The sequence below is a fragment of the Nostoc sp. DSM 114159 genome, from assembly GCF_053470285.1.
The window spans coordinates 5,262,547-5,283,033 of sequence record NZ_JBPFEH010000001.1 but is presented as its reverse complement, the minus strand read 5'-3'; the positions used below and the strand labels follow the sequence as shown (position 1 = coordinate 5,283,033).

14 protein-coding genes, 1 pseudogene and 1 riboswitch are annotated in these 20,487 nt (G+C 42.4%); of the genes and pseudogenes, 8 read left to right on the top strand and 7 right to left on the bottom strand.

Annotation, left to right across the window (positions count from 1 at the left end; genetic code table 11):
• The first annotated feature begins 92 nt into the window (after positions 1 to 92).
• Positions 93 to 2,696 (top strand): DNA topoisomerase (ATP-hydrolyzing) subunit A, encoded by a 2,604-nt coding sequence (gene gyrA, locus ACR5KR_RS21900; RefSeq protein WP_448268008.1) that lies wholly within the window; start codon positions 93 to 95, stop codon positions 2,694 to 2,696.
• Positions 2,677 to 4,317 (top strand): apolipoprotein N-acyltransferase, encoded by a 1,641-nt coding sequence (lnt, locus tag ACR5KR_RS21895; protein WP_448268007.1) that lies wholly within the window; start codon positions 2,677 to 2,679, stop codon positions 4,315 to 4,317. Before gyrA ends, lnt begins: the two co-directional genes overlap by 20 nt.
• Here the strand turns inward: lnt and ACR5KR_RS21890 are convergent.
• Positions 4,314 to 4,961, bottom strand: coding sequence for an rRNA large subunit pseudouridine synthase E (locus tag ACR5KR_RS21890; protein ID WP_448268006.1), 648 nt, complete (start codon positions 4,959 to 4,961; stop codon positions 4,314 to 4,316). The two genes, lnt and ACR5KR_RS21890, sit on opposite strands and share 4 nt — an antisense overlap.
• An 87-nt stretch (positions 4,962 to 5,048) precedes the next feature.
• Positions 5,049 to 5,276, bottom strand: a complete 228-nt coding sequence (locus tag ACR5KR_RS21885) for a hypothetical protein (protein ID WP_322698644.1) — start codon at positions 5,274 to 5,276, stop codon at positions 5,049 to 5,051.
• A gap of 841 nt (positions 5,277 to 6,117) precedes the next feature.
• On the opposite strand from ACR5KR_RS21885, the gene ACR5KR_RS21880 reads away from it, so the two are divergent.
• The 3 genes from ACR5KR_RS21880 to ACR5KR_RS21870 all read left to right on the top strand — a co-directional run bounded on the left by ACR5KR_RS21880 (position 6,118) and on the right by ACR5KR_RS21870 (position 10,176).
• A complete protein-coding gene (locus ACR5KR_RS21880; RefSeq protein WP_448268005.1) occupies positions 6,118 to 7,110 on the top strand; it encodes a 2-hydroxyacid dehydrogenase in 993 nt (330 codons plus the stop codon).
• 77 nt (positions 7,111 to 7,187) lie between these two features.
• Positions 7,188 to 7,284, top strand: a riboswitch (TPP riboswitch).
• Positions 7,285 to 7,291: 7 nt separating this feature from the next.
• Complete coding sequence (gene thiC, locus ACR5KR_RS21875) at positions 7,292 to 8,665, top strand: phosphomethylpyrimidine synthase (RefSeq protein WP_448268004.1); 1,374 nt, start codon at positions 7,292 to 7,294, stop codon at positions 8,663 to 8,665.
• Positions 8,666 to 9,084: 419 nt separating this feature from the next.
• Complete coding sequence (locus ACR5KR_RS21870; protein WP_448268003.1) at positions 9,085 to 10,176, top strand: DUF6745 domain-containing protein; 1,092 nt, start codon at positions 9,085 to 9,087, stop codon at positions 10,174 to 10,176.
• Between the two features lie 24 nt (positions 10,177 to 10,200).
• Here ACR5KR_RS21870 and ACR5KR_RS21865 read toward each other — a convergent pair whose 3' ends face one another.
• Positions 10,201 to 10,731: a hypothetical protein gene (locus tag ACR5KR_RS21865; protein ID WP_448268002.1), complete on the bottom strand. Its 531-nt coding sequence runs from the start codon at positions 10,729 to 10,731 to the stop codon at positions 10,201 to 10,203.
• Positions 10,732 to 10,733: 2 nt separating this feature from the next.
• Here ACR5KR_RS21865 and ACR5KR_RS21860 point away from each other — a divergent pair, with 2 nt between their 5' ends.
• Positions 10,734 to 10,958, top strand: coding sequence for an ATP-grasp domain-containing protein (locus tag ACR5KR_RS21860; RefSeq protein ID WP_448268001.1), 225 nt, complete (start codon positions 10,734 to 10,736; stop codon positions 10,956 to 10,958).
• 1,031 nt (positions 10,959 to 11,989) lie between these two features.
• Here ACR5KR_RS21860 and ACR5KR_RS21855 read toward each other — a convergent pair.
• Positions 11,990 to 13,980: pseudogene (locus tag ACR5KR_RS21855) on the bottom strand (S8 family serine peptidase).
• Between the two features lie 478 nt (positions 13,981 to 14,458).
• Here ACR5KR_RS21855 and ACR5KR_RS21850 point away from each other — a divergent pair.
• The gene (locus ACR5KR_RS21850) at positions 14,459 to 15,022 is read left to right on the top strand and encodes a hypothetical protein (RefSeq protein ID WP_448268000.1); all 564 of its coding nucleotides are present in this window, start codon (positions 14,459 to 14,461) and stop codon (positions 15,020 to 15,022) included.
• 98 nt (positions 15,023 to 15,120) lie between these two features.
• Positions 15,121 to 16,005 carry a DUF4351 domain-containing protein gene (locus tag ACR5KR_RS21845; RefSeq protein ID WP_448267999.1) on the top strand — a complete coding sequence of 295 codons (885 nt, stop codon included), beginning with the start codon at positions 15,121 to 15,123 and terminating at the stop codon, positions 16,003 to 16,005.
• Between the two features lie 98 nt (positions 16,006 to 16,103).
• Here the strand turns inward: ACR5KR_RS21845 and ACR5KR_RS21840 are convergent, their stop codons facing one another.
• From ACR5KR_RS21840 to ACR5KR_RS21830, 3 genes are all read right to left on the bottom strand, one after another.
• Positions 16,104 to 17,255, bottom strand: coding sequence for a hypothetical protein (locus ACR5KR_RS21840; protein WP_448267998.1), 1,152 nt, complete (start codon positions 17,253 to 17,255; stop codon positions 16,104 to 16,106).
• A gap of 120 nt (positions 17,256 to 17,375) precedes the next feature.
• On the bottom strand, positions 17,376 to 18,632 hold the full coding sequence (locus ACR5KR_RS21835; RefSeq protein WP_448267997.1) for a diaminopimelate decarboxylase family protein: 1,257 nt from the start codon (positions 18,630 to 18,632) through the stop codon (positions 17,376 to 17,378).
• 39 nt (positions 18,633 to 18,671) lie between these two features.
• Complete coding sequence (locus ACR5KR_RS21830; RefSeq protein ID WP_448267996.1) at positions 18,672 to 20,486, bottom strand: asparagine synthetase B family protein; 1,815 nt, start codon at positions 20,484 to 20,486, stop codon at positions 18,672 to 18,674.
• Between the last annotated feature and the right edge of the window lies 1 nt (position 20,487).

The following is a 20,487-nucleotide window of genomic DNA, read 5'->3' as shown; positions in this document are numbered from 1 at the left end:
ATTATAGCAATTATTCAAGAGCAATTTAGAATAATTTTGCGCTTTGTTGAGTAAAAGAGCTAAAATCTACGATTTTTGGAGATTTTTAGGTTATGACAACCTCACAGGAGAGGATTATCCCGACAGACTTGCGAAACGAAATGTCGCAGTCTTATCTGGAATACGCCATGAGCGTGATAGTGGGTCGGGCGCTGCCAGATGCCAGGGATGGTCTAAAACCTGTGCATCGTCGCATTCTCTACGCAATGCACGAGCTAGGTCTGCTCCACGATCGCCCTTTTAAGAAATGCGCCCGTGTAGTGGGGGAAGTCTTGGGTAAATATCACCCCCACGGTGACACGGCAGTATATGACGCCTTGGTGCGGATGGCGCAAGATTTTTCCATGCGATCGCCATTAGTTGACGGACATGGTAACTTTGGTTCGGTAGATAACGATCCGCCAGCCGCTATGCGGTACACCGAATGTCGGTTGCAAGCTTTAACTAGTGCTGGTCTACTCCACGACATCGAGTATGAAACCGTAGATTTCGCCGATAACTTCGACGGTTCCCAGCAAGAACCGACAGTTTTACCAGCACGGATTCCCCAGTTATTGCTCAACGGTTCCTCTGGAATTGCCGTGGGCATGGCCACCAACATTCCCCCCCACAACTTGGGGGAATTGATCGATGCTTTGGTGGCACTCATCCACAATCCCGAAATCACCGATCTCGAATTAATGCACTATGTCCACGGCCCAGACTTTCCGACTGGGGCGCAAATTTTGGGAACATCTGCCATTCGAGAAGCTTACACTACCGGGCGCGGTTCCATTACCATGCGTGGTGTCGCTAACATTGAAACCGTTGAACAACGGGGACGCCCAGATAGAGAAGCAATTATCATCACCGAATTGCCCTATCAAACCAACAAAGCGGCGCTGATTGAAAAAATCGCCGAAATGGTGAATGAGAAGCGGCTAGAGGGCATTGCAGATATCCGAGATGAAAGCGATCGCGACGGGATGCGAGTTGTGATCGAACTCAAGCGTGATGCTTATCCCCGCGTCGTGCTGAACAACCTCTACAAGCAAACGCCACTGCAAGCCAACTTCGGCGCGAATATGCTGGCGTTGGTGAATAGCGAACCGCAAGTACTCACCCTCAAGCAGTTCTTAACTGTCTTTTTAGATTTCCGCATCGAATCCATTGCCAGACGCACCCGCTACGAACTGCGGAAAGCCGAAGAACGCGACCATCTCCTGCAAGGGTTATTAATAGCCTTGTCTCATTTAGATGCAATTATTGTCTTAATTCGTCATGCTCCCGATGCACCCACAGCCAAAGGCGAATTAATCACAACTTACGGACTCTCAGAAGTACAAGCAGATGCGATTTTACAAATGCAATTGCGCCGCTTGACTGCTTTAGAAGCAGACAAAATTCGTCTGGAACACGAAGAATTACAAGCGAAAATTGCCGATTTACAAGATATTCTGGCGCGCCGGGAGAGAGTGCTAGAAATCATTGAAACCGAAGTCACACAACTGAAAACTAGCTTTGCTACACCCCGCCGCACGGTGATTTTACCAGGGGAAGGGGAATTAGACGATCGCGACCTCATTGCCAATGAAAAAGCGATAATTCTGGTGACAGAGCAAGGCTACATCAAACGGATGCCAATTAACACCTTTGAAGCCCAAAGCCGTGCTACCAGAGGCAAAGCCGCAGCCAAGGTGAAAGATGATGATACCATTGAGCATTTTTTGACTTGCTGCGATCACGACAGTATTTTATTCTTTAGTGAGCGTGGTGTTGTTTACTGCTTAAAAGCGTATCAAATTCCCGTGAGTTCGCGTACCAGTCGCGGCACACCAATCGTTCAGATGCTACCGATTCCCAAAGAGGAAAAAATCACCTCGATTGTACCGGTTGACGAATTTAGCAACGAAGAATATTTGGTCATGCTCACCAAAGGTGGCAATATCAAGAAAACCGAATTGGCAGCTTTTAGTCACATTCGCGCCAATGGTTTGATTGCCATTTCCTTAGAAGAAGGCGACCAACTCCGCTGGGTGAGACGCGCTAGAGTCGAGGATAGTGTAATCATTGGTTCTCGTCACGGGATGGCGATTCACTTCCGATGCAACCACGAACAACTGCGTCCTTTAAGTAGGGCAACTCGTGGCGTGAAAGCCATGAAACTCAAAAATAAAGATGAACTCGTGGGTATGGATATTCTCCCCGCAGCAATTCTGGAAAGTTTGGATGTTGCAGAAGCAGAAATTGAAGATATCGAAACAATCGAAACAGAAGATATCGAAATTACCGAAATTACTGAAGAGTCCGCAGAAGTGCCTAGCAGTGGCATAGTTGGCCCTTGGGTATTGGTAATTACAATGGGTGGATATGGTAAGCGCGTCCCAGTTGCCCAATTCCGGCTGCAAAATCGTGCTGGTCAGGGTTTAATGGCAACCAAGTTCAAAAATCGTAAAACCAAAGACAAGCTAGCAACCCTACGCATTGTCAACAATGATGATGATGAAATCATGATGGTGACAAATCGCGGTATTATCATCCGTCAAGCGGTGAATGCAATTTCGATCCAATCGCGATCGGCAACTGGAGTTAGAGTGCAGCGTTTAGATGAAGACGACGCCATTACCGGAGTGGCAGTAGTTCCACCTGATGCTGGCGATGCAGAAGAAGCAGAGTAAGAAGCAGGGGGAGCTGGCGTTGCAGGGGAGGCAGGGGGAGAGGTTAACTTCCTTACTCCCTTACTGGATTGCCTTAGGTAGCGGCATTTTAATGGGGCTAACTGTGGCCCCAGTAGGTGCATGGTTATTGGCTTGGATTGCTCTAATTCCCTTATGGGTGTTAGTTGTCACTTGTGGCAAACGCAAAAACCAATTCCCTCCTGCTTTCTTCTGGGGTATTGGTTTTCACGGTGTCGCCCTCTGGTGGATTACCGGAATTCATCCGATGACTTGGTTGGGCGTTCCTTGGTTGCCAAGCTTGGCAATCACGGCTTTTTGTTGGGGATTTATCACTGTATTGGGTGGAGTATTCGTTAGTATTTGGGCAGCTGTAATGGTTCGCCTAAGCGGACAAAAACCGTGGTTACGTGTACTTATTGGTACATCTGTCTGGTGCGGCTTAGAAAGTCTATGGAGTGCTGGGCCTTTGTGGTGGAGTTCCCTTGCTTACACCCAAAGTCCGCATAATCTCGTAATTGTACATCTGGGTCAACTTTCTGGGCCTAATACTGTGACAGCAGCAATAGTTGCTGTGAATGGGTTAATTGCTGAAGGATGGATGAACCGCCAAGACGCAGAGGGCGCAGAGAGAATTTCCTCTGTGTTCTCCACGCCTCTGCGGTTCGTTAATAAATACTTAGTTACTGCCACAGGATTATTAATAAGTTTACACCTCATAGGTTTTATCTTATATAGCCGTCCCATTGCTCAACCCCCAGAAGCGGCTTTAAAAGTGGGAATTATTCAAGGTAATATTCCGAACCGACTTTTACGAAGTTCCGAAGGGTTTCGTCGCGCCCAAGAAAACTATACTAATGGATATCTCACTTTAGCAGACCAAGGTGTAGATGCAGTCCTGACTCCAGAAGGAGCCTTACCTGTTTTCCAGCGTAATTTGCTGGAAACGGCCTTAGTTGCAGCCGTGAAAGAAAAAGGTGTAGTTGCTTGGATTGGGGCTTTTGGCGAACGGGGAGATAGTTATACAATTAGTTTGTTTACTTTCAACAGTAAAGGTGAGATTGTCAGCCGCTACGACAAAGCTAAATTAGTACCTTTGGGAGAATATATTCCCTTTGAAGGCATTTTAGGCAAAATAGTTCAGCGCTTGTCGCCTTTGGATGCACACCAAGTAGCTGGTTCAGCAAATCAGCTATTTGACACTCCTTTTGGTCGGGCGATCGCTAGTATATGTTATGAATCTGCTTTTCCCGAACAATTTCGCCGTCAAGCGGCGGCGGGTGGACAATTTATTGTCAGTTCTTCTAACGATGCCCATTACACTGCATCCATGCCATTCCAGCATCATGCACAGGATATCATGCGGGCAATTGAAAGCGATCGCTGGTCAGCACGAGCAACTAATACCGGATATTCAGCCTTTGTAGATCCTCATGGCAGAACCTTGTGGATGTCTGGATATAATACCTACGAAACTCATGCTGAAACAATTTATCGACGACAGACAAAGACTTTATATGTGCGTTGGGGTGATTGGTTAACACCCTTGTTATTGATATCTTCTGGAGGAGCTTGGCTGGTAATTGGTAGTATAAAGAAATTTAGTAATGTTGCAAATCTCTAGCGTATTGAGTCTTTGGAATTATTAGCGAATTCCTCTGATGAGGTGGCTTTTCGAGGAAAACTTTTCGATTTACTAAAATTATGGATTTCAGAAGCGGTGAGGTCGCGCCATTGACCCAATTGTAAGTCATCTAATTGTAGGTGAGCTATGCTGACCCTGACCAATCGCAAAGTCGGAAACCCGACAGCCGCAGTCATACGCCGTACTTGGCGGTTTTTTCCCTCTGTCAAAGTCATTTCTAGCCAAGCTGTCGGGACATTTTTACGAAATCTAATTGGTGGGGTGCGTTCAGGTAGCTGTGGTTCTTCTGATAAGAGTCTAACTTCTGCTGGTTGAGTGCGGTAATCTTGAATTTCCACACCTGTTTGCAACCTTTTGATAGCTTCTGCATCTGGAATTCGCTCTACCTGTACCCAGTAAGTACGTTTATGACCAAAACGCGGATGGGCGAGGCGATGTTGTAATTGTCCATCGTTTGTTAACAGTAGCAATCCTTCACTATCCCAATCTAAGCGTCCCACAGGATACACATCAGACACATCAATATAATCTTTTAGGGTGCTATGTGTGGGGATATCTTTTGTAAACTGGCTGAGAACGCCGTATGGTTTGTAAAAAATAATATATCGGTAATGATTGGGCATGGGGCATTTAACTTTTGAATCCTCTTTTAACAATAAAAGCAGAATTGATAAATTTTACTTTAAACTTATAAGTTATCAAGTTAAAAATCAATCGCGGTTAAAACCACAACCTAAACAACGCATACAAACAGAGAAAGCTGCTAAAACTGAAACAATCTCAATTAGTAATTGAAATGACAAGGGAGCTAGAGCCAAACCCCAAATCAAAAGAATTGTTCCGCTGATCATAGCAGTAATGCGATTAATTTCATCTCTAGTATTGAAAACCAAGAATAATGTTCCTAAACCAATTAATAATAAGATTAAGCTACTCATAAACATATTCCTGACTTATACTTTTTCTTTGTAAAGCTGGATATACAGCAGAATCCAGGAGTAAAACGCGCTTCATATCAGGCTTTGAGACGAATCTTTGTGTACTTTACCTTCCTTGAAACCTGTTGTATTTCACCCCTGTAGTCCTATCGTTACTTGGGCGGACTAGAGGGCAGTCTTGTTATGTGCATCTTAATACAGAATGGGATAAACTCCAAGCTTGAAAATTGTAAAAACCTCACACAACTACAGCACAAGTTAACTGATGTCCTCAAATAAATTACACCTTCGATGTCGGTATATTAGACTTATTGCATAACTCGGTAAAAGGGGAAAGGGGAAGGGGGAAAAGGTTTTGCAAAAGTCCCTTTCCCCTTTTACCAAAACCTTTTCCCCAAGAGTGCAAAAAGCACAAATGCCAAGAGGTCTATTCTACCATTCAGGTGGCTGGATGATTTTTTCAGATGTTGCTGTCATTTCGTTTCTGTCAAAATTGACTATTAGCCGCTCGGCAAAATTATAAGAATAAATGTGATGGAAATATAAGCGAAATGCGGCGTTGGATATTTGTAGTAATTTGGAGCAGTTCCATTTAACCGAAGTGCGTAGGCGTAGCCCGCACTTCTCTACGAGACGCTCCGCGAACGGCATGGTTCGACTTCGCTCACCAGTCGCTCAGTGACCATCGTAGACATCGCTGATTTAACTTATCCTGCCAGAGTAAACGATTAAAAAATGTTTAAAATGCCGCAAATACGCTCGTTGTAGACATCGCTTTTCTAAACGTCAACGTATTATCTACTCGAACACCGTGCAGCATACATAAAGTCTGAGGTTTTGCATGAAAGTAGCAGTTTTCAGTACAAAAGCCTACGATCGCCAGTTTTTGTCAGCTGCAAATTCTCCTATCCAACACGAGTTAGTGTTTTTTGAACCCCGTTTAAATCGAGATACGGCTATCCTGGCTGACGGATTTCCGGCGGTTTGCGTATTTGTCCACGATCGGGTTGATGCCCTAACTTTAGAACTTCTCGCCTCAGGGGGAACTCGTCTGGTTGTCCTTCGCTGTGCGGGGTTTAACAATGTAGACTTACAAGCCGCAGCAGATTTAGGAATTACCGTTGTGCGTGTTCCTGCCTATTCACCTTATGGGGTGGCAGAACACGCGGTAGGATTGATTTTAAGCCTAAATCGCAAAATTCATCGTGCCTATAACCGTGTCCGAGAAGGCAATTTTTCCTTAAATGGACTGTTGGGATTTAATTTGCATGAGCGCACAGTCGGGATTGTCGGCACTGGCAAAATTGGTCTGATTTTAGGACAGATTATGAAGGGGTTTGGCTGTCACATACTCGCCTATGACGTTTATCGCAATCCAGAATTGGAAGCGTTAGGTGGAAAGTATGTAGAACTACCTGAGCTATTTGCCAAGTCTGATATTATCTCCTTGCATTGCCCTCTAACTCTCGAAACGCATCACTTGATTAACACTGAGGCTATAGAAAAAATTAAGCCAGGTGTGATGCTAATTAATACTAGCCGAGGAGCGCTGATTGATACCCAAGCTGTAATTGAGGGATTAAAGTCTGGTAAAATTGGCTACCTTGGTGTGGATGTCTACGAACAAGAATCGGAATTGTTTTTTGAGGATTTGTCTGGCGAAATTATTCAAGATGATATTTTCCAGCGTTTGACAACGTTCCCCAATGTACTGATTACCGGACATCAAGCCTTTTTTACAGCAGAAGCTCTCTACAATATTGCCGAAACAACTTTTGCTAATATTACCGATATTGAACAGGGTCGTCCTTGTGCGAATGAAATTCGCGCCTAAACCCGAAAATCCAAAATTGTCTTACCTCATAAATTGTTAACACCCTTGTCCCCAGAGATCGCCAAGGTGCTACACTACATCCATGCTAGGGGTGCCTACATAACGAGGCTGAGATCACACCCTTAACACCTGAGTCTGGGTAATACCAGCGGAGGGAAGCTGTTTATTGAGGAATCACAATATGCGGACTGAATGGGTTGCTAAACGACGTGGGCAGGTTAATGTATCTCAAATGCACTACGCCCGCCAAGGTGTTATCACCGAAGAAATGCACTACGTCGCCAAACGGGAAAATCTCCCGGCCGATCTGATTCGTGACGAAGTAGCGCGGGGAAGAATGATTATCCCCGCTAATATTAATCACACTAATCTAGAGCCGATGGCTATTGGCATCGCCTCTAAATGTAAGGTAAATGCTAATATCGGCGCTTCCCCCAACTCTTCTAATCTTCAGGATGAAGTTGATAAACTGAATCTGGCGGTGAAGTACGGTGCTGATACTCTGATGGATTTGTCCACAGGTGGCGGTAATTTGGATGAAATTCGTACCGCAATTATCAAGGCTTCACCTATTCCCATTGGTACAGTGCCAGTATATCAAGCTTTAGAAAGCGTCCACGGCACAATCGAAAACCTGACTGCCGATGATTTTCTCCATATCATCGAGAAGCACGCCCAGCAAGGAGTAGATTATCAAACTATCCACGCGGGGATTTTGCTTGAGCATTTGCCTTTGGTGAGAAACCGGCTCACTGGTATTGTCTCTCGCGGCGGCGGTATTTTGGCGCGGTGGATGCTACATCACCACAAACAAAACCCGCTTTATACCCACTTCAAAGACATTGTTGAGATTTTCAAAAAGTACGATGTCTCTTTCAGTTTAGGAGATTCTCTGCGTCCTGGCTGCGCCCATGATGCCTCAGATGAAGCACAATTAGCTGAGTTGAAAACTCTGGGACAGCTAACTCGCAAAGCCTGGGAAGATGATGTTCAGGTAATGGTGGAAGGGCCTGGGCACGTACCAATGGATCAAATTGAGTTCAACGTCCGTAAGCAGATGGAAGAGTGTTCTGAAGCACCTTTCTATGTTTTGGGGCCATTGGTGACAGATATTGCTCCCGGTTATGACCATATCACTTCAGCCATTGGAGCCGCGATGGCTGGATGGTACGGAACTGCGATGCTGTGTTATGTAACACCAAAAGAACATTTGGGTCTACCAAATGCCGAAGATGTGCGAAATGGGTTGATTGCTTATAAAATAGCGGCTCATGCGGCTGATATTGCTAGACATCGCCCTGGTGCAAGAGATAGAGACGATGAACTTTCTAAGGCGCGTTACAACTTCGATTGGAATCGTCAGTTTGAATTATCACTCGATCCCGAAAGAGCTAAGGAATATCACGATGAAACTTTACCAGCAGATATTTATAAAACTGCTGAGTTTTGTTCGATGTGTGGGCCTAAGTTCTGCCCAATGCAAACTAAGGTTGATGCTGATGCGCTGACAGAATTAGAGAAGTTCTTGGCGAAAGAGGCTGTGACTCAAAGTTAATTTATACTGGGACGGGGTGACGCAAAGAGAAATAGTTTTGTACTAACGTGATACAGCTAAAACAGTGTATAAATCTATTTCTTGTGGTGTGGCTATCTTGGCGCAACGGACGGGCGAGACTGTGCTTTTACCCATAATTTAACCTAAATTGTGAACCGTAACCTCACCAGAAATTGACACTTAAAGGATAAGATGGCCGCTTTTAAAAGATAAAGTGGCCATCCCAATTAAGTACAAATTCTTATTTTTACACTTTACGTAATCTGTGATGATAACTTCGTTAAGCTTCTCTTCTCTACCAGAGGCTACGCCAACAGACGCTAAACGTAGCTTATTCCGTTTTAGAATTAATGGAAATAATAATGGTTTAAGCTCTTAATGCGGCAACTTAGTTAATATTGTTATGTTTTCACACAAACATGTCCAATAAAAAAATTGAAAAACTAACTCCAGAAGAAGAAGCTTTAATCTCAGTTTATAAAAGCAAATGGGAAAATATTAGACTTTCTACTCAGCGAATTGATAGAAAAAAAGCAGAGTCCGCTGTAAAAGATGCTTATGCAATGGTTGGTTTACTCATTCCTCAAATTACTTTTTGTGATAGTCCTGACGCTGCGTGCAATTGGCTCTCTAACCATCTATCCTTTCAAAAGATAAAGAACTGGGAAAATAATCAAGATACTTCTTTAAATAATTTGCTATTTTACCACATATATGAAAAGCTACAAAATCCTCTATTTGAACAAATAGATAGTAAAGTTTACGAGCAATTCGGAGACATAATCTATTGCGGTCAAGGTGGAGGAGAACCATTTAACAGTCAACTATATAAGCATTTGTTAAATAAAATAGAAAGTAGAGTTTCAGAAAATAGTCAATTTCCTGAAGAATATCGTTATCTGGAATCTCAAATTAATGATTCTTTACAACCCGAAAATCATTTATGGGCAGCCATGTTTGATTTTGGCTTTTCTGTCTCAGGTCTTAGTGATTTTAAAGAAGACTGGAAAATATTTCAATCATTAGTTCAAGAATGTGGTTGGATTATTGAAGATAGTGATTTTTGCGTTATTTGCGATCGCCCTACAAAATTATTATTAGATAATCAACAGCGGTTACATGCAGAAGCTGAACCAGCTATTGAGTATGCTGATGGTTTTAGTGTCTACGCTTATCATGGTGTAAGATTACCAGAAAAATACAGTAAGTTGCCTCCAACAGAATGGGAAGCAAAATGGTTATTAGAAGAAGATGACTTGGAAGTGCGAGAATTGCTAATTGAAATAATTGGTTATGAAGGTATTAAAAAAGAATTACAAGCTGTTGAGTTAGATTCATCTCAAGGAGACACTTTACTAGCAATAGGTATAAAGAATAATGTAGAGCCGATTTACCTGTTGAAAATGACTGACAATGATACAGGAAAAATTGATATTAAGAGATTATCAGTTAATGTTAAATCAGTCCAAGAAGCAATTTTTTTGAACAATTTTGGAATTCATTGCTGCTAAATATCAATTGAGCAATTTTGAGATTTATTCGGATTTTGCTGTAATGGCTTGATAGCGCAAATTCACATCCACTTCTTCAGGCATTAAAATCCAAGCCCCTGGTATTTTGTCAGCAGTTAAATAAGTACCTATACATAAAGATTTACTATTAGGAAAGTTCAGTCTAAAACCACACATACTATAAAAACCATAATATTCATTATCGCGGGAAATCACTTCAATATCAGAAATAGGCTGAACCAGTAAAGATGCAAGTGAGTCTTGGCCTTCCATCCTCGGAAAAATAAAATATTTATAAGTAATTGCCTTGATGTTTTGATTAATTGGTTGACTTGGATCGCTAGCATCGAAAAGTAGAATATTTGCCATACCTTCATCTACATCAATATACAGTCGAGTACCACTATAAGTCTCTAAAAGTATAGAACCTAATTCTGTTCGCAATTCATCTTGAGGTTCTAAAGATGTTAAACGAGTTATAAATTTTATCCGATCATTTATTATTCGATGTATAAGTTTTAGGTTAAAATCAAGATTTTTATTTGATGAAATCATATATGCGTTACTTTGTCGTATATGGTAAACCTTTTGCCGCTTTACCAGATGAAGAAATTCCAGAGATTGTTTCTGAGTGTGTCAAGCGCATTAAAAGTCAATTTTTTTCAGTGGATGTAATAGAGCGTAGAGATGGTACTAAACGAATTGTAGAAATTGGTGACGGGCAAGTATCAGATATTGTTGGATGGACGGCTGAACGTTTTACTCAACTGTGGGTAGTGTGATGATTAAACCTTTGCGATCGCTATTCGTTTATAGCAATTTTCATGTATTTTAGCTGTAAGGTTAGTTGCGATGCCTACGGCGGTAAACTACGCACTTTTACTTCGTATAAGAGTAATCGTAGCCTCTCTTAGAGAAGGTATCGCTCCCCAATCAAAGCTAAATCAGTAATTCTGGTTGGTAATCTATGCGATCGCGTTTAATTACGCCTACTTACTTGTTTCTGATAACGTGAAGGCGGAAGCTGCTACAGACTGCGCGTAACACGGAAACGTGAAAGCGGAAGCTGCTACAGACTGCGCGTAACACGGAAACGTGAAAGCGGAAGTTCTTACAGGGAAGACGGAAGCTGCTACAGACTGCGCGTAACACGGAAACGTCAAAGCGGAAGTTCTTGCAGGGAAGGCGGAAGCTGCTACAGACTGCGCGTAACACGGAAACGTCAAAGCGGAAGTTCTTGCAGGGAAGAATATTTTGATTTTTGCTCCGTAATATGTAGTTATTTAACGTGAGTTCGACGAGTGCGATTTTGACCTCTCCCTCAGCCCCTCTCCTACCAGGCGCTACGGTGTACACACAAGTGTTGGTGCAGTGTATCTATCCCGCCTCGGAATAAATTCCGAGTCTCATAACGAAAGTCCTCTTTTAGAGGACTAATATCATGTTCGGTTAAAGACTTATCATTAAGATCGCAGGGGGGCAGTTCTTGCTGGGAGTAGGGGGAAAGAGGGTTTCCTGGTTTTTGCACAGATAGGCGAATTATAACTAATTAGGCGGACATGATATAAACTAAATTTCTTGTTTAGTCCTCTTTTAGAGGACTTTAACTATCAGCCCGGAACTTTAGTTCTGGGCGGGATATTTGCTCAGTGTAGGACTTTCACTTGAACAGAAATATTGGGTGGGTAGGATTTTTAGAGATGTGTGTACACCGTAGCGCCTTTTAGGAGAGGCAGGCTGGGAGGGAAAGGTCTGTCGAACTCACGTTTATTTAACATAAGTTGACACCAATACACAGCTGTGATCAACCTATTTAAAATCCCATTTCAATGGTTAAGCTGCGAATTTTTCCTGTATCTCCTTCAGCTTTATCTGCAACTTCCAGAGTCCAGGTTCCTTGGGGACTTTTACCTTTAAAGGCAGCAAGTTTAGGGGTGTTTACCTCGTCATAAGTTGTTTTGATATTATCTGTAGCTCCGCCCTGGCGATCGTGTAGATTTATGGGAAGTATGCCTATTTGCACTGGAGGAAGGAGAGTAACGATAAGATCCCCAATATAAGTATGCTCGATGTCTACATTAACTTTGATGGATTTCAGCAGGGTGGTATTAGCGATCGCCACCGATAATGTTGATGTTTGGAGATCGTTAATTGGCACATCTTGCGCTGCTTGGAACCTGCTGATGGGTGATGTTTGCGGTGGCTTGGCCAATTCTACAGCTTTCAGAGCATTGATTCGACCGTAACCGTAGAAGGGGCTGCGACCATTGGCATCATACTTACCTCCAGCTTGATCGATGCGATCGCAGGAGCGTTTTATAATGTCCCGCACTTCATCCCAACGCAGATTTGGGTTTCTAGCAATAATCAAAGCAGCGACACCTGCTGCACCTGGACAAGAACTGGAAGTTCCGCCGAACTCGTTCGTGTAGTTGCCTGCGGCCTCACCCAGATTTCGATTACCCGAATTATAGCCAAGTACACCAGAGCGATCGGTTGTCCAAATTCCAGTGGTTTGAGAAATATCACCATTGTTGCTGGGGAAGGCACACCAAACCGCCTGACCGAAGTCACTGTAAGCGCTTCTTGTGCCGTAGTCGTTACAAGCTGCCACCGCAATCACCTTTGGGTTGCTGGCGTAGCCGTCATTATCGACGCTTTCGTTACCATTGCCAGCTGCGAATAAAATTACACAGCCCTTGCCGTTGCGTCCTTTATTGATTGCAAAATCTATAGCAAGTCGTGTGGAATCAGGCAAAGGTACTTTTTGGTTGTGTGCGGGATCGTCTGGCTCAAACCAAGTACCGTCTGCTGGGCCCCAGCTGCAAGAAATAACATCAGCACCATTTTGAGCCGCCCAAATAAAAGCATCTGCTTCATCTTGTGACCCCAACGCTGAAGCTAAACGAATCGGCATGAGTTTTGCCCCCGGTGCTACACCAGATGCTCCAAAGTTACCGTTTGCACACGCTACTCCTGCACAGGATGTACCGTGGTTATTATCATTTCCCGGTCTGGGATTGTTCGTTTTACGTGTGACATCACGCGGGGCAACAATCTTGGCAGAGGAACGGAATTCTTCATGGTCGAGATCCACCCCATCGTCGATAATTGCAATAATTGTCCCCGTGCCATTGCTCAACTTCCAAGCTGCTTCAACGTTGGCATGGGCATTAATTGTTTTACCATTAATTGTTGTTTTCTTTAAATGCCACTGCTGCGGAAAAACCTGACGTTGGCGTGACTCACGCGCTAGTTCGGGATGGCACAGTTCAACTGATTCCTCATTTAAAAGTCTCTCGGCGATGTCAAAGACGGCTATACCAGTATTTGTAGGGGCACTGACAAAATAAGCATTTCGTGCGTATTCAAGTTGGCGTTTAATTGTTAAGTTGTAACGTCTTAAAACCTCTTGGCAGACTCTTAACTCTTCTTCACTATCAAATTTAACAAAAAGGTTTTCAGTATAAACTACAGGTTGTTGGGATACTGGATCGATTAAGACACGTCCGGCAAATTGGACTTCGGACTCATTGTTAAGGATTTCACGGGCGCGATATCGCGCAAAGCGACACCCTGATTCGGAACTTTTGCTTGCAAAATTTCTACACCCGCTTGCCGAAACCGGGTTTTTAACTCAAATTGATTGAGGATGCTACGAGCTGTAGGTGACACAGGTGCGACTTCAAAGGATCTTGCACCAACAATTGTGCTGCGGCTTTCGGTACGCACTACAACGTGTTCGTTACTGATAGCAAATTCATACTGTTGGCCGTTCTGTCCACCATAGCGAACCTGAACCATTGTTTAATCTCCTAAAATGTTTTGAAAATTGGGAATTGGGCATTGGGCATTGGGCACTTGTACTGAGCGTAGTCGAAGTATTGGGCATTGGGAATTGGGCATGGGGCATTGGGAATTGGGCATAACAATTCCCAGTCGTGAGTAAAAAAGTTAGGATTCTCTACTCAGCACTCTTAAGAGAATTGGAAAACCGTATTATGCCTTATTTTTAAAGCTTGCTGCACGTATTGTAGACTTACGTTTACTTTATGGATGCTTCTGATTTCATGTGTTATATGTGTATTACGATACAGAATTTAATCTATCTAAGTTCATAGAAACCTTCAATTCGTCTTTCCAGAAAAGAGGGGATTCAAAATCAGATTGTTTTAAGAATCTTCACTATCAGTAGGGGCGTATAACTAACTGTGAATCACGATGAAAAGAATGTATTCCATACCACTGAAAAACGCTATAACATCATTAGAACTTGAGAAAGATGTTTTATTTTCCGGTTGAGTATTTTCTACAGGTGTACTCTCTACCCCTGATTGGTGAAGTGAGATTTCAAAAAGACTACTTTTCTGAGTATCCTGAACAAATTCGCGTTAGTGGCGATGTAAGCCTACGCACTGCTGTATCCTACATTCGTAAACCTGGCTACTATGCAGTACACTATAATCAACCCGGCACTTTGGTAATAGGGGCAATTTTACGACTTAACGAGGGTGCGATCGCAGTTTTTTCAGGCGAACCCAATCAATCAGAACAGGGTACATTGAGTCCGGTTTATACACTAGAATCCAATGCTTCCTTAGCAGTACCAACTGGACTGGTTTTTATCCGCTTTGCTGAAGGCATTGATGTAGAGTCGCAGCACGAGGTAATTAATCGAGCGGGTTATGAAGTTGCACAAAGCCTTTCTTATGCGCCTCATACCGCTTGGTTGCGTGCTAAATCAGGTAAGATTGTTGATGCGATCGCTGGGATTTCTCAGTTAGAAGCGATCGCTAACGTTAAGAATGTCGAACCTCAAATGCTTATGGAAAGAAGTTTGAGATAAATTACAAATTATGTATGCATATTAGAGATATTCTTACTTCTCAGTTGGCGGTAATATAAGTACCATGCTTTACTATTGCCTAAATCTTTTTTGATTGAATGACTAGATTTATCCATGACCAATTTGCAAAAGATTATTTGGAAGAATTACTAAAACCTTATGGAGAAGTCCAAGGTTCTAGCCGTGTGGCAGGAGAAGTTCGAGAAATCGATGTTTTATTTTCTCCTTTAACCAAACAAAGCACGAATTTAGAAACACTAGGATTATTAGGAAGATTTGCCGCTACAGCAGCCATTTTTGAACCCTTCCGTAACGCTGCATCAAAAGAAGAAATTTGTGATTGTCTGTTAAAATTATTAGAAGTAAGGGGTGGATTACAACGTCAAGCAAATCGCAATAAAACTTCCATTCCAGAATTAGAACTTCCTAAATTATGGATACTCACCCCAACAGCATCTACAACGCTGCTGTCAGGATTCGGTGCTACTCAAAAGGTAGACTGGCTACCTGGAGTACATTTTATCGCAGAATATTTGCGGACTGCGATCGTTGCAATTCACCAGTTACCGCGCATCCAAGAAACTCTGTGGTTAAGAATTCTCGGTCGAGGAACAGTACAAAAACAAGCAATAGATGAATTAGAAGCACTATCATCAAATCATCCATTTCGCAGAGCAACGCTAGAATTACTTTATAACTTGCAGCAAAACTTGCAAGTTAATCAAAATTCAGAAGAAGACGATCGGGAGTTAATTATGCGATTAAAACCACTTTATCAACAAGACCGAGAACAAGCTGTACAACAAGGGGAACAACGTTTAATTATACGTCTACTAAATCGCCGTTTCGGTGAGATTGATTCATCTAATATTGAGCGAGTTCAAGGATTATCTATTGAACAATTGGAGGCATTAGGAGAGGCTTTGTTAGACTTTTCAGCTATTTCTGATTTAGAAGCTTGGTTAAACCAACAAATTGAATAAATCTAATCTGTAAATCAATTAAACAAATTTTATGTGAAACTGCGCTTTATTCATGTAGGGGCAAGTCATGAATTACCCCTACAACTGAAATGAGAATACTAACCAAAACTTTGCACAACGTACATATCATTTCCTGTATCGCCTACTAAAAGTAAGCTACTGTCATCACTTTCTAAATTTTGACTGCCAGCAATACCCTTTTGCAGAACTTTAATTATTCTTTGGGGAGTGAAAGATTCCAATTCCACAAACTTTCCAGATTCTAACCATGTTAATTCTTCAGCAGATAAACTTTGACGTATTTCTTCAGGCAATTGTTTAGCTGCTTGTGCCGACTCTGGAGAGGATTGAATGAACATTCCGCGTTTAGTAGCGATAATTTGACGTGGCGTTAGTCCAATATCAATAATCGTAATCTCGCTATTTAGAAACCAATTAGCATTGGTTCTCAAATTATGAACTAAACCAATTCCTTGGGGATTACAATCATGTATTGCATAGACTTTCAAATCGGGATTGCGCCGCAGCATTTGCATTGTGGTGTCAAAAATGCTTTGGGGATATCCAGTAATGCTGAGAATTGCACAGTTGTTTTCAAAGTGAAAATTATTAGCAATTAATAGTTGAGCAATACTAGTAGTATCACAAACGACTAATCTATCAAAACTATAAGCGGTTACTTCAGAATTAATCGTGGCTGGTGTATTTTCCTGCTTTGGTGAAGGAAGAATTTTGAGAATCGAACCATTTATTTGCTGCCAGCGATTTAGCCAATCTTTAACTTGAGATTCATAAATTAAAAAGTCTTGTGTTAATAATTGGATTCGCCCTAGCTGTCGAGTTCCTAAATATATAGGTAGCATTCCCACAATAACAATAATGACAAAGAGGGGAAATGACTTTAAAGCAAGAATTCCTATGGAAAGGATAATTACTCCTATAACTTGTAAATTCCTCGCATACTGTTTGCGACTTACAAGATTGAGTTTAGTTGATTTGCTACTTTCATGAAAAAAATTAATAAATGCAAGATTTACTATTAGCGGTATAAAAATCGTTAGTGATGTAACAAGATTAATAAATAGAAAAGGAAGTAACCAGCCAAATCGTGAAATTGACTTTGAGCTTTTTTTTAAACGATTATCTAGAAAATAAAGCAGCTGCTTGGGAGTAAAAAATAAGGTGTTATTTGCAGAAATGTCAGCGATCGCCTTTGCAAAAAAAGGATCGGTAATCTGAACATTACTCATACTAGTCGGTTCAAAGGCAAAGAGATGATTGCATTTTATACACCGACCTTGATTAGCTGTCCGGTCTTTTAGTCTATTATCAGTTCCGCAGTTAATACACTTCATAATGGTTATTTGATGTTAATTATCTAACACCTGATTTGTTAATAAAACACTGTAATCTTCGCGCCGACGAATCAGCCGATGTGTGCCATTTTCTAGCAAGACTTCAGCAGGTTTGGGACGGTGTAAAAAGTGAGACGACATGGCATAACCATAAGCACCGACATCTAAAATGGCAACGATATCGCCAATTTCTAAAACTGGGAGTTGGCAATTTTTCCCCAGATAATCTCGTGAATATGTTGTATTACCACAAATATCAGTTGTGAATAGGGAATGGGGAGTAGAGACGCGATTAATCGCGTCTGTACAAGAGTAGGGAAGTTTCCAAGTGATAATTTCTCGATAGCCGCCGTGTACTGAGGGTACTGAAAGATTGGCAACGGTGGTATCAACTCCAACAATCTGTTTTTTTCCTTGCCATTTTACCGAAACAACTTGAGCAAGCATTGTTGCACATCCTGCGATCGCACTTCGTCCCGGTTCAATCACCAAATCAATTTCCCGTCCTAAACGAGTAATTCTCTCGGTTAACTCAGCTCCAAATATTTCCCAGTCAAAGGCTGTTTTATTGTGGTGATAAGGATAGCCAAAGCCACCACCAAAATCTAAATATTCCCAATCAGGTAACTTTTGTGCTGTGGCAATTACCGTATCAATCGCTTGGGTAAAAGCGGCTGTGGCATTAGTTCCAGTCCCTCGATAGAAGTGTAAACCACTCAGCTTTACTCCAAACTTATGAGTTAAAGCGATCGCATCACCAAATTCCTCTGGACGTACACCAATGCGGCTATCTCCAGTAATTTCGGGCAAATTGAGACGTAAACCAAGGCGAATAGATTTCTCTGTGCGTTTGGGCAAAACTTTGCAGCACAACTGCAACTGAGCGAGGCTATCAAAATTGAGAGTTGTAACTCCCCAATTTAGGACTTGTATCATCTCAGCCTGATTCAAATTACTACCGCTATAAACAATCTCGCTAGGATCGAAACCAGCTTGCAATCCTAAATAAATATCTCCTGGTGTATTGGCGTGAAGTCCCCATCCAAAGGAACGAAAAATTTTTAACAAGGCAATATTGCCATTAGTAACACTAGCAAAGCGAAATTGCGTGCGAGGATAACCGACTGCTTTGCTAATTCGCTCAATAGTTTCGCGCAAGCGATCGCCATTATAAACATAAAGCGGAGAACCGTAGTTATTCAGTAACTCCTGAGCAAGTTCCCTAGAGCATAGGGGATTAAGACAATTTTGAGTTAAATTATTTGATACCATTTACCAAAAATACTAATAAAGTAAACTACGAATTACGAATTACGAATTACGAATTATTTTGTATTTTCTCCATAGCCAACGATGTAACCAAAAGGGATGATCCCAAGACTGTTTAGTTATTTCTTCATTTAAAACGTGCGATCGCCAAAGTTGCCACATAATTAGTAACCAGAGAGTCTCACCAATCCGTCGTCCTTGAATAGCTGCTCCTAAATTGCCTTCAACGATTTGTGCCGCAATGTGAGGATAAAAGTGATTGTTGGCGCGAAGTCTTTCTGGATTTAGCCAAATGCCCAATTGATGCCAAAAATCATTTAAACACCAAGAAGTTAAGGGAACCCCCATACCCCGTTTTTGTCGCCAGACAATTTCGGGTGGAAGCCAATTTTCTACAGCCCGTTTGAGGATATATTTTTCACAAGCTCCCTGTAAGCAGAGTTCTCCAGAGAGGCGGAATGTCCACTCAGCTAGAGGTAAATCGCAAAAAGGCGATCGCACCCATAACCCATGAGCAAACCCCAATGCAGTCGCACGGGGATGGATATTCTGCGCTCCTTTGAGCATCAAACTGGCACGGCGGAGGCGATGCAGCAAAGATGGACACTCATCGCGATCTAAAGCCGCCAATAGCCAATCTTCAGGATGCAAATTTTGGATATGTGCATAAACCTCTGGCTGATAAACTTGAGATTCGTATCCCCCAAGACGGTGAAAGGTGCGGAGATATTGCTGGATAAAAGTTTCCTGTCCGGCGGGATTTTCTGACTGATAAACACCTGCGGCAATTAAAGGTTTGTTCGTCCAACCAGCAAACAATTGATCTCCACCTTCACCGTTAAAAATTACTTGAGTTTCCTGACTCGCTCTTTGAGATAGAAGATATAACGGCACACACACGCCATCTCCAAAGGGCAAATCTAATGCTTGTACAGTCGGAATTAAAGCATTCTTGATGGAACTGGGGGTTACTGCAACTTTAACAAGTGGAATTTTGAGAAATTGGGCGACTTGTTCAGAGTATGGATATTCTGGAATACCTGCGTTCCCAAAATCTAAAGTGTAGGCGCAAACTTTCACCCCTGCTTGTACTAGCAGCGCCGCCACTACTGAAGAATCGAGTCCGCCAGAGAGAAACACCCCGACAGGCTCATCCTTTAAATCGGCAATTTGTCGCTCAATGGAGTTTTTCAGGAGAGTTTGCAATTGGGTAATTGCTGTAGCTTCATCTGTTAACTGTTTTGGCGCTTCCCGCCACGAGTGGATTTTTTTAGATTCAGGTGTTAGCAGCTTACCTGATTGGCGATCGCTCTGCCAAACTAATTCCGTCCCAGCCGTCACTGCAAACACTTCTTTAATAGGAGTTAAAGGTGTGGGAACGTAGGAAAAACAGCTATAGCCATATAACCCAGGAATGCTAACTTCTGACTGTTGCAAAATCGGTAAAAGTAATTGCAGTTGGGATGCAAACCAAATTATTTGTCCTTGTACAGTCCAATACAAAGGAACTCTTCCGAAAGGTTCTCTTCCCAAAATTAGGCAGTTGTTTTCTTGGATTACCCAAGCATCGGGTGAACTAAATAATCCTGATGCGGAGATGGCAGCAATTTGATTTTGTTGCGGTGGGGAATTGCCATCCAGTCCTATATGAACAACATTCCAGATGGGAAAAGGATAATTTTTCTGACCTAATCCCCTAACCCCCTTCCCTGCAAGGGAAGGGGGAAAGTTCAAAGCCTCTTCCCTTGTAAGGGAGAGGTTTGGAGAGAGGTTTTCCAAAACACTAGTTAACAGCGCTTCCAACTTTTGTTGAGCGCCGTAACCCCAATAGCCAAGAAACTGATGCGGGATACCCATC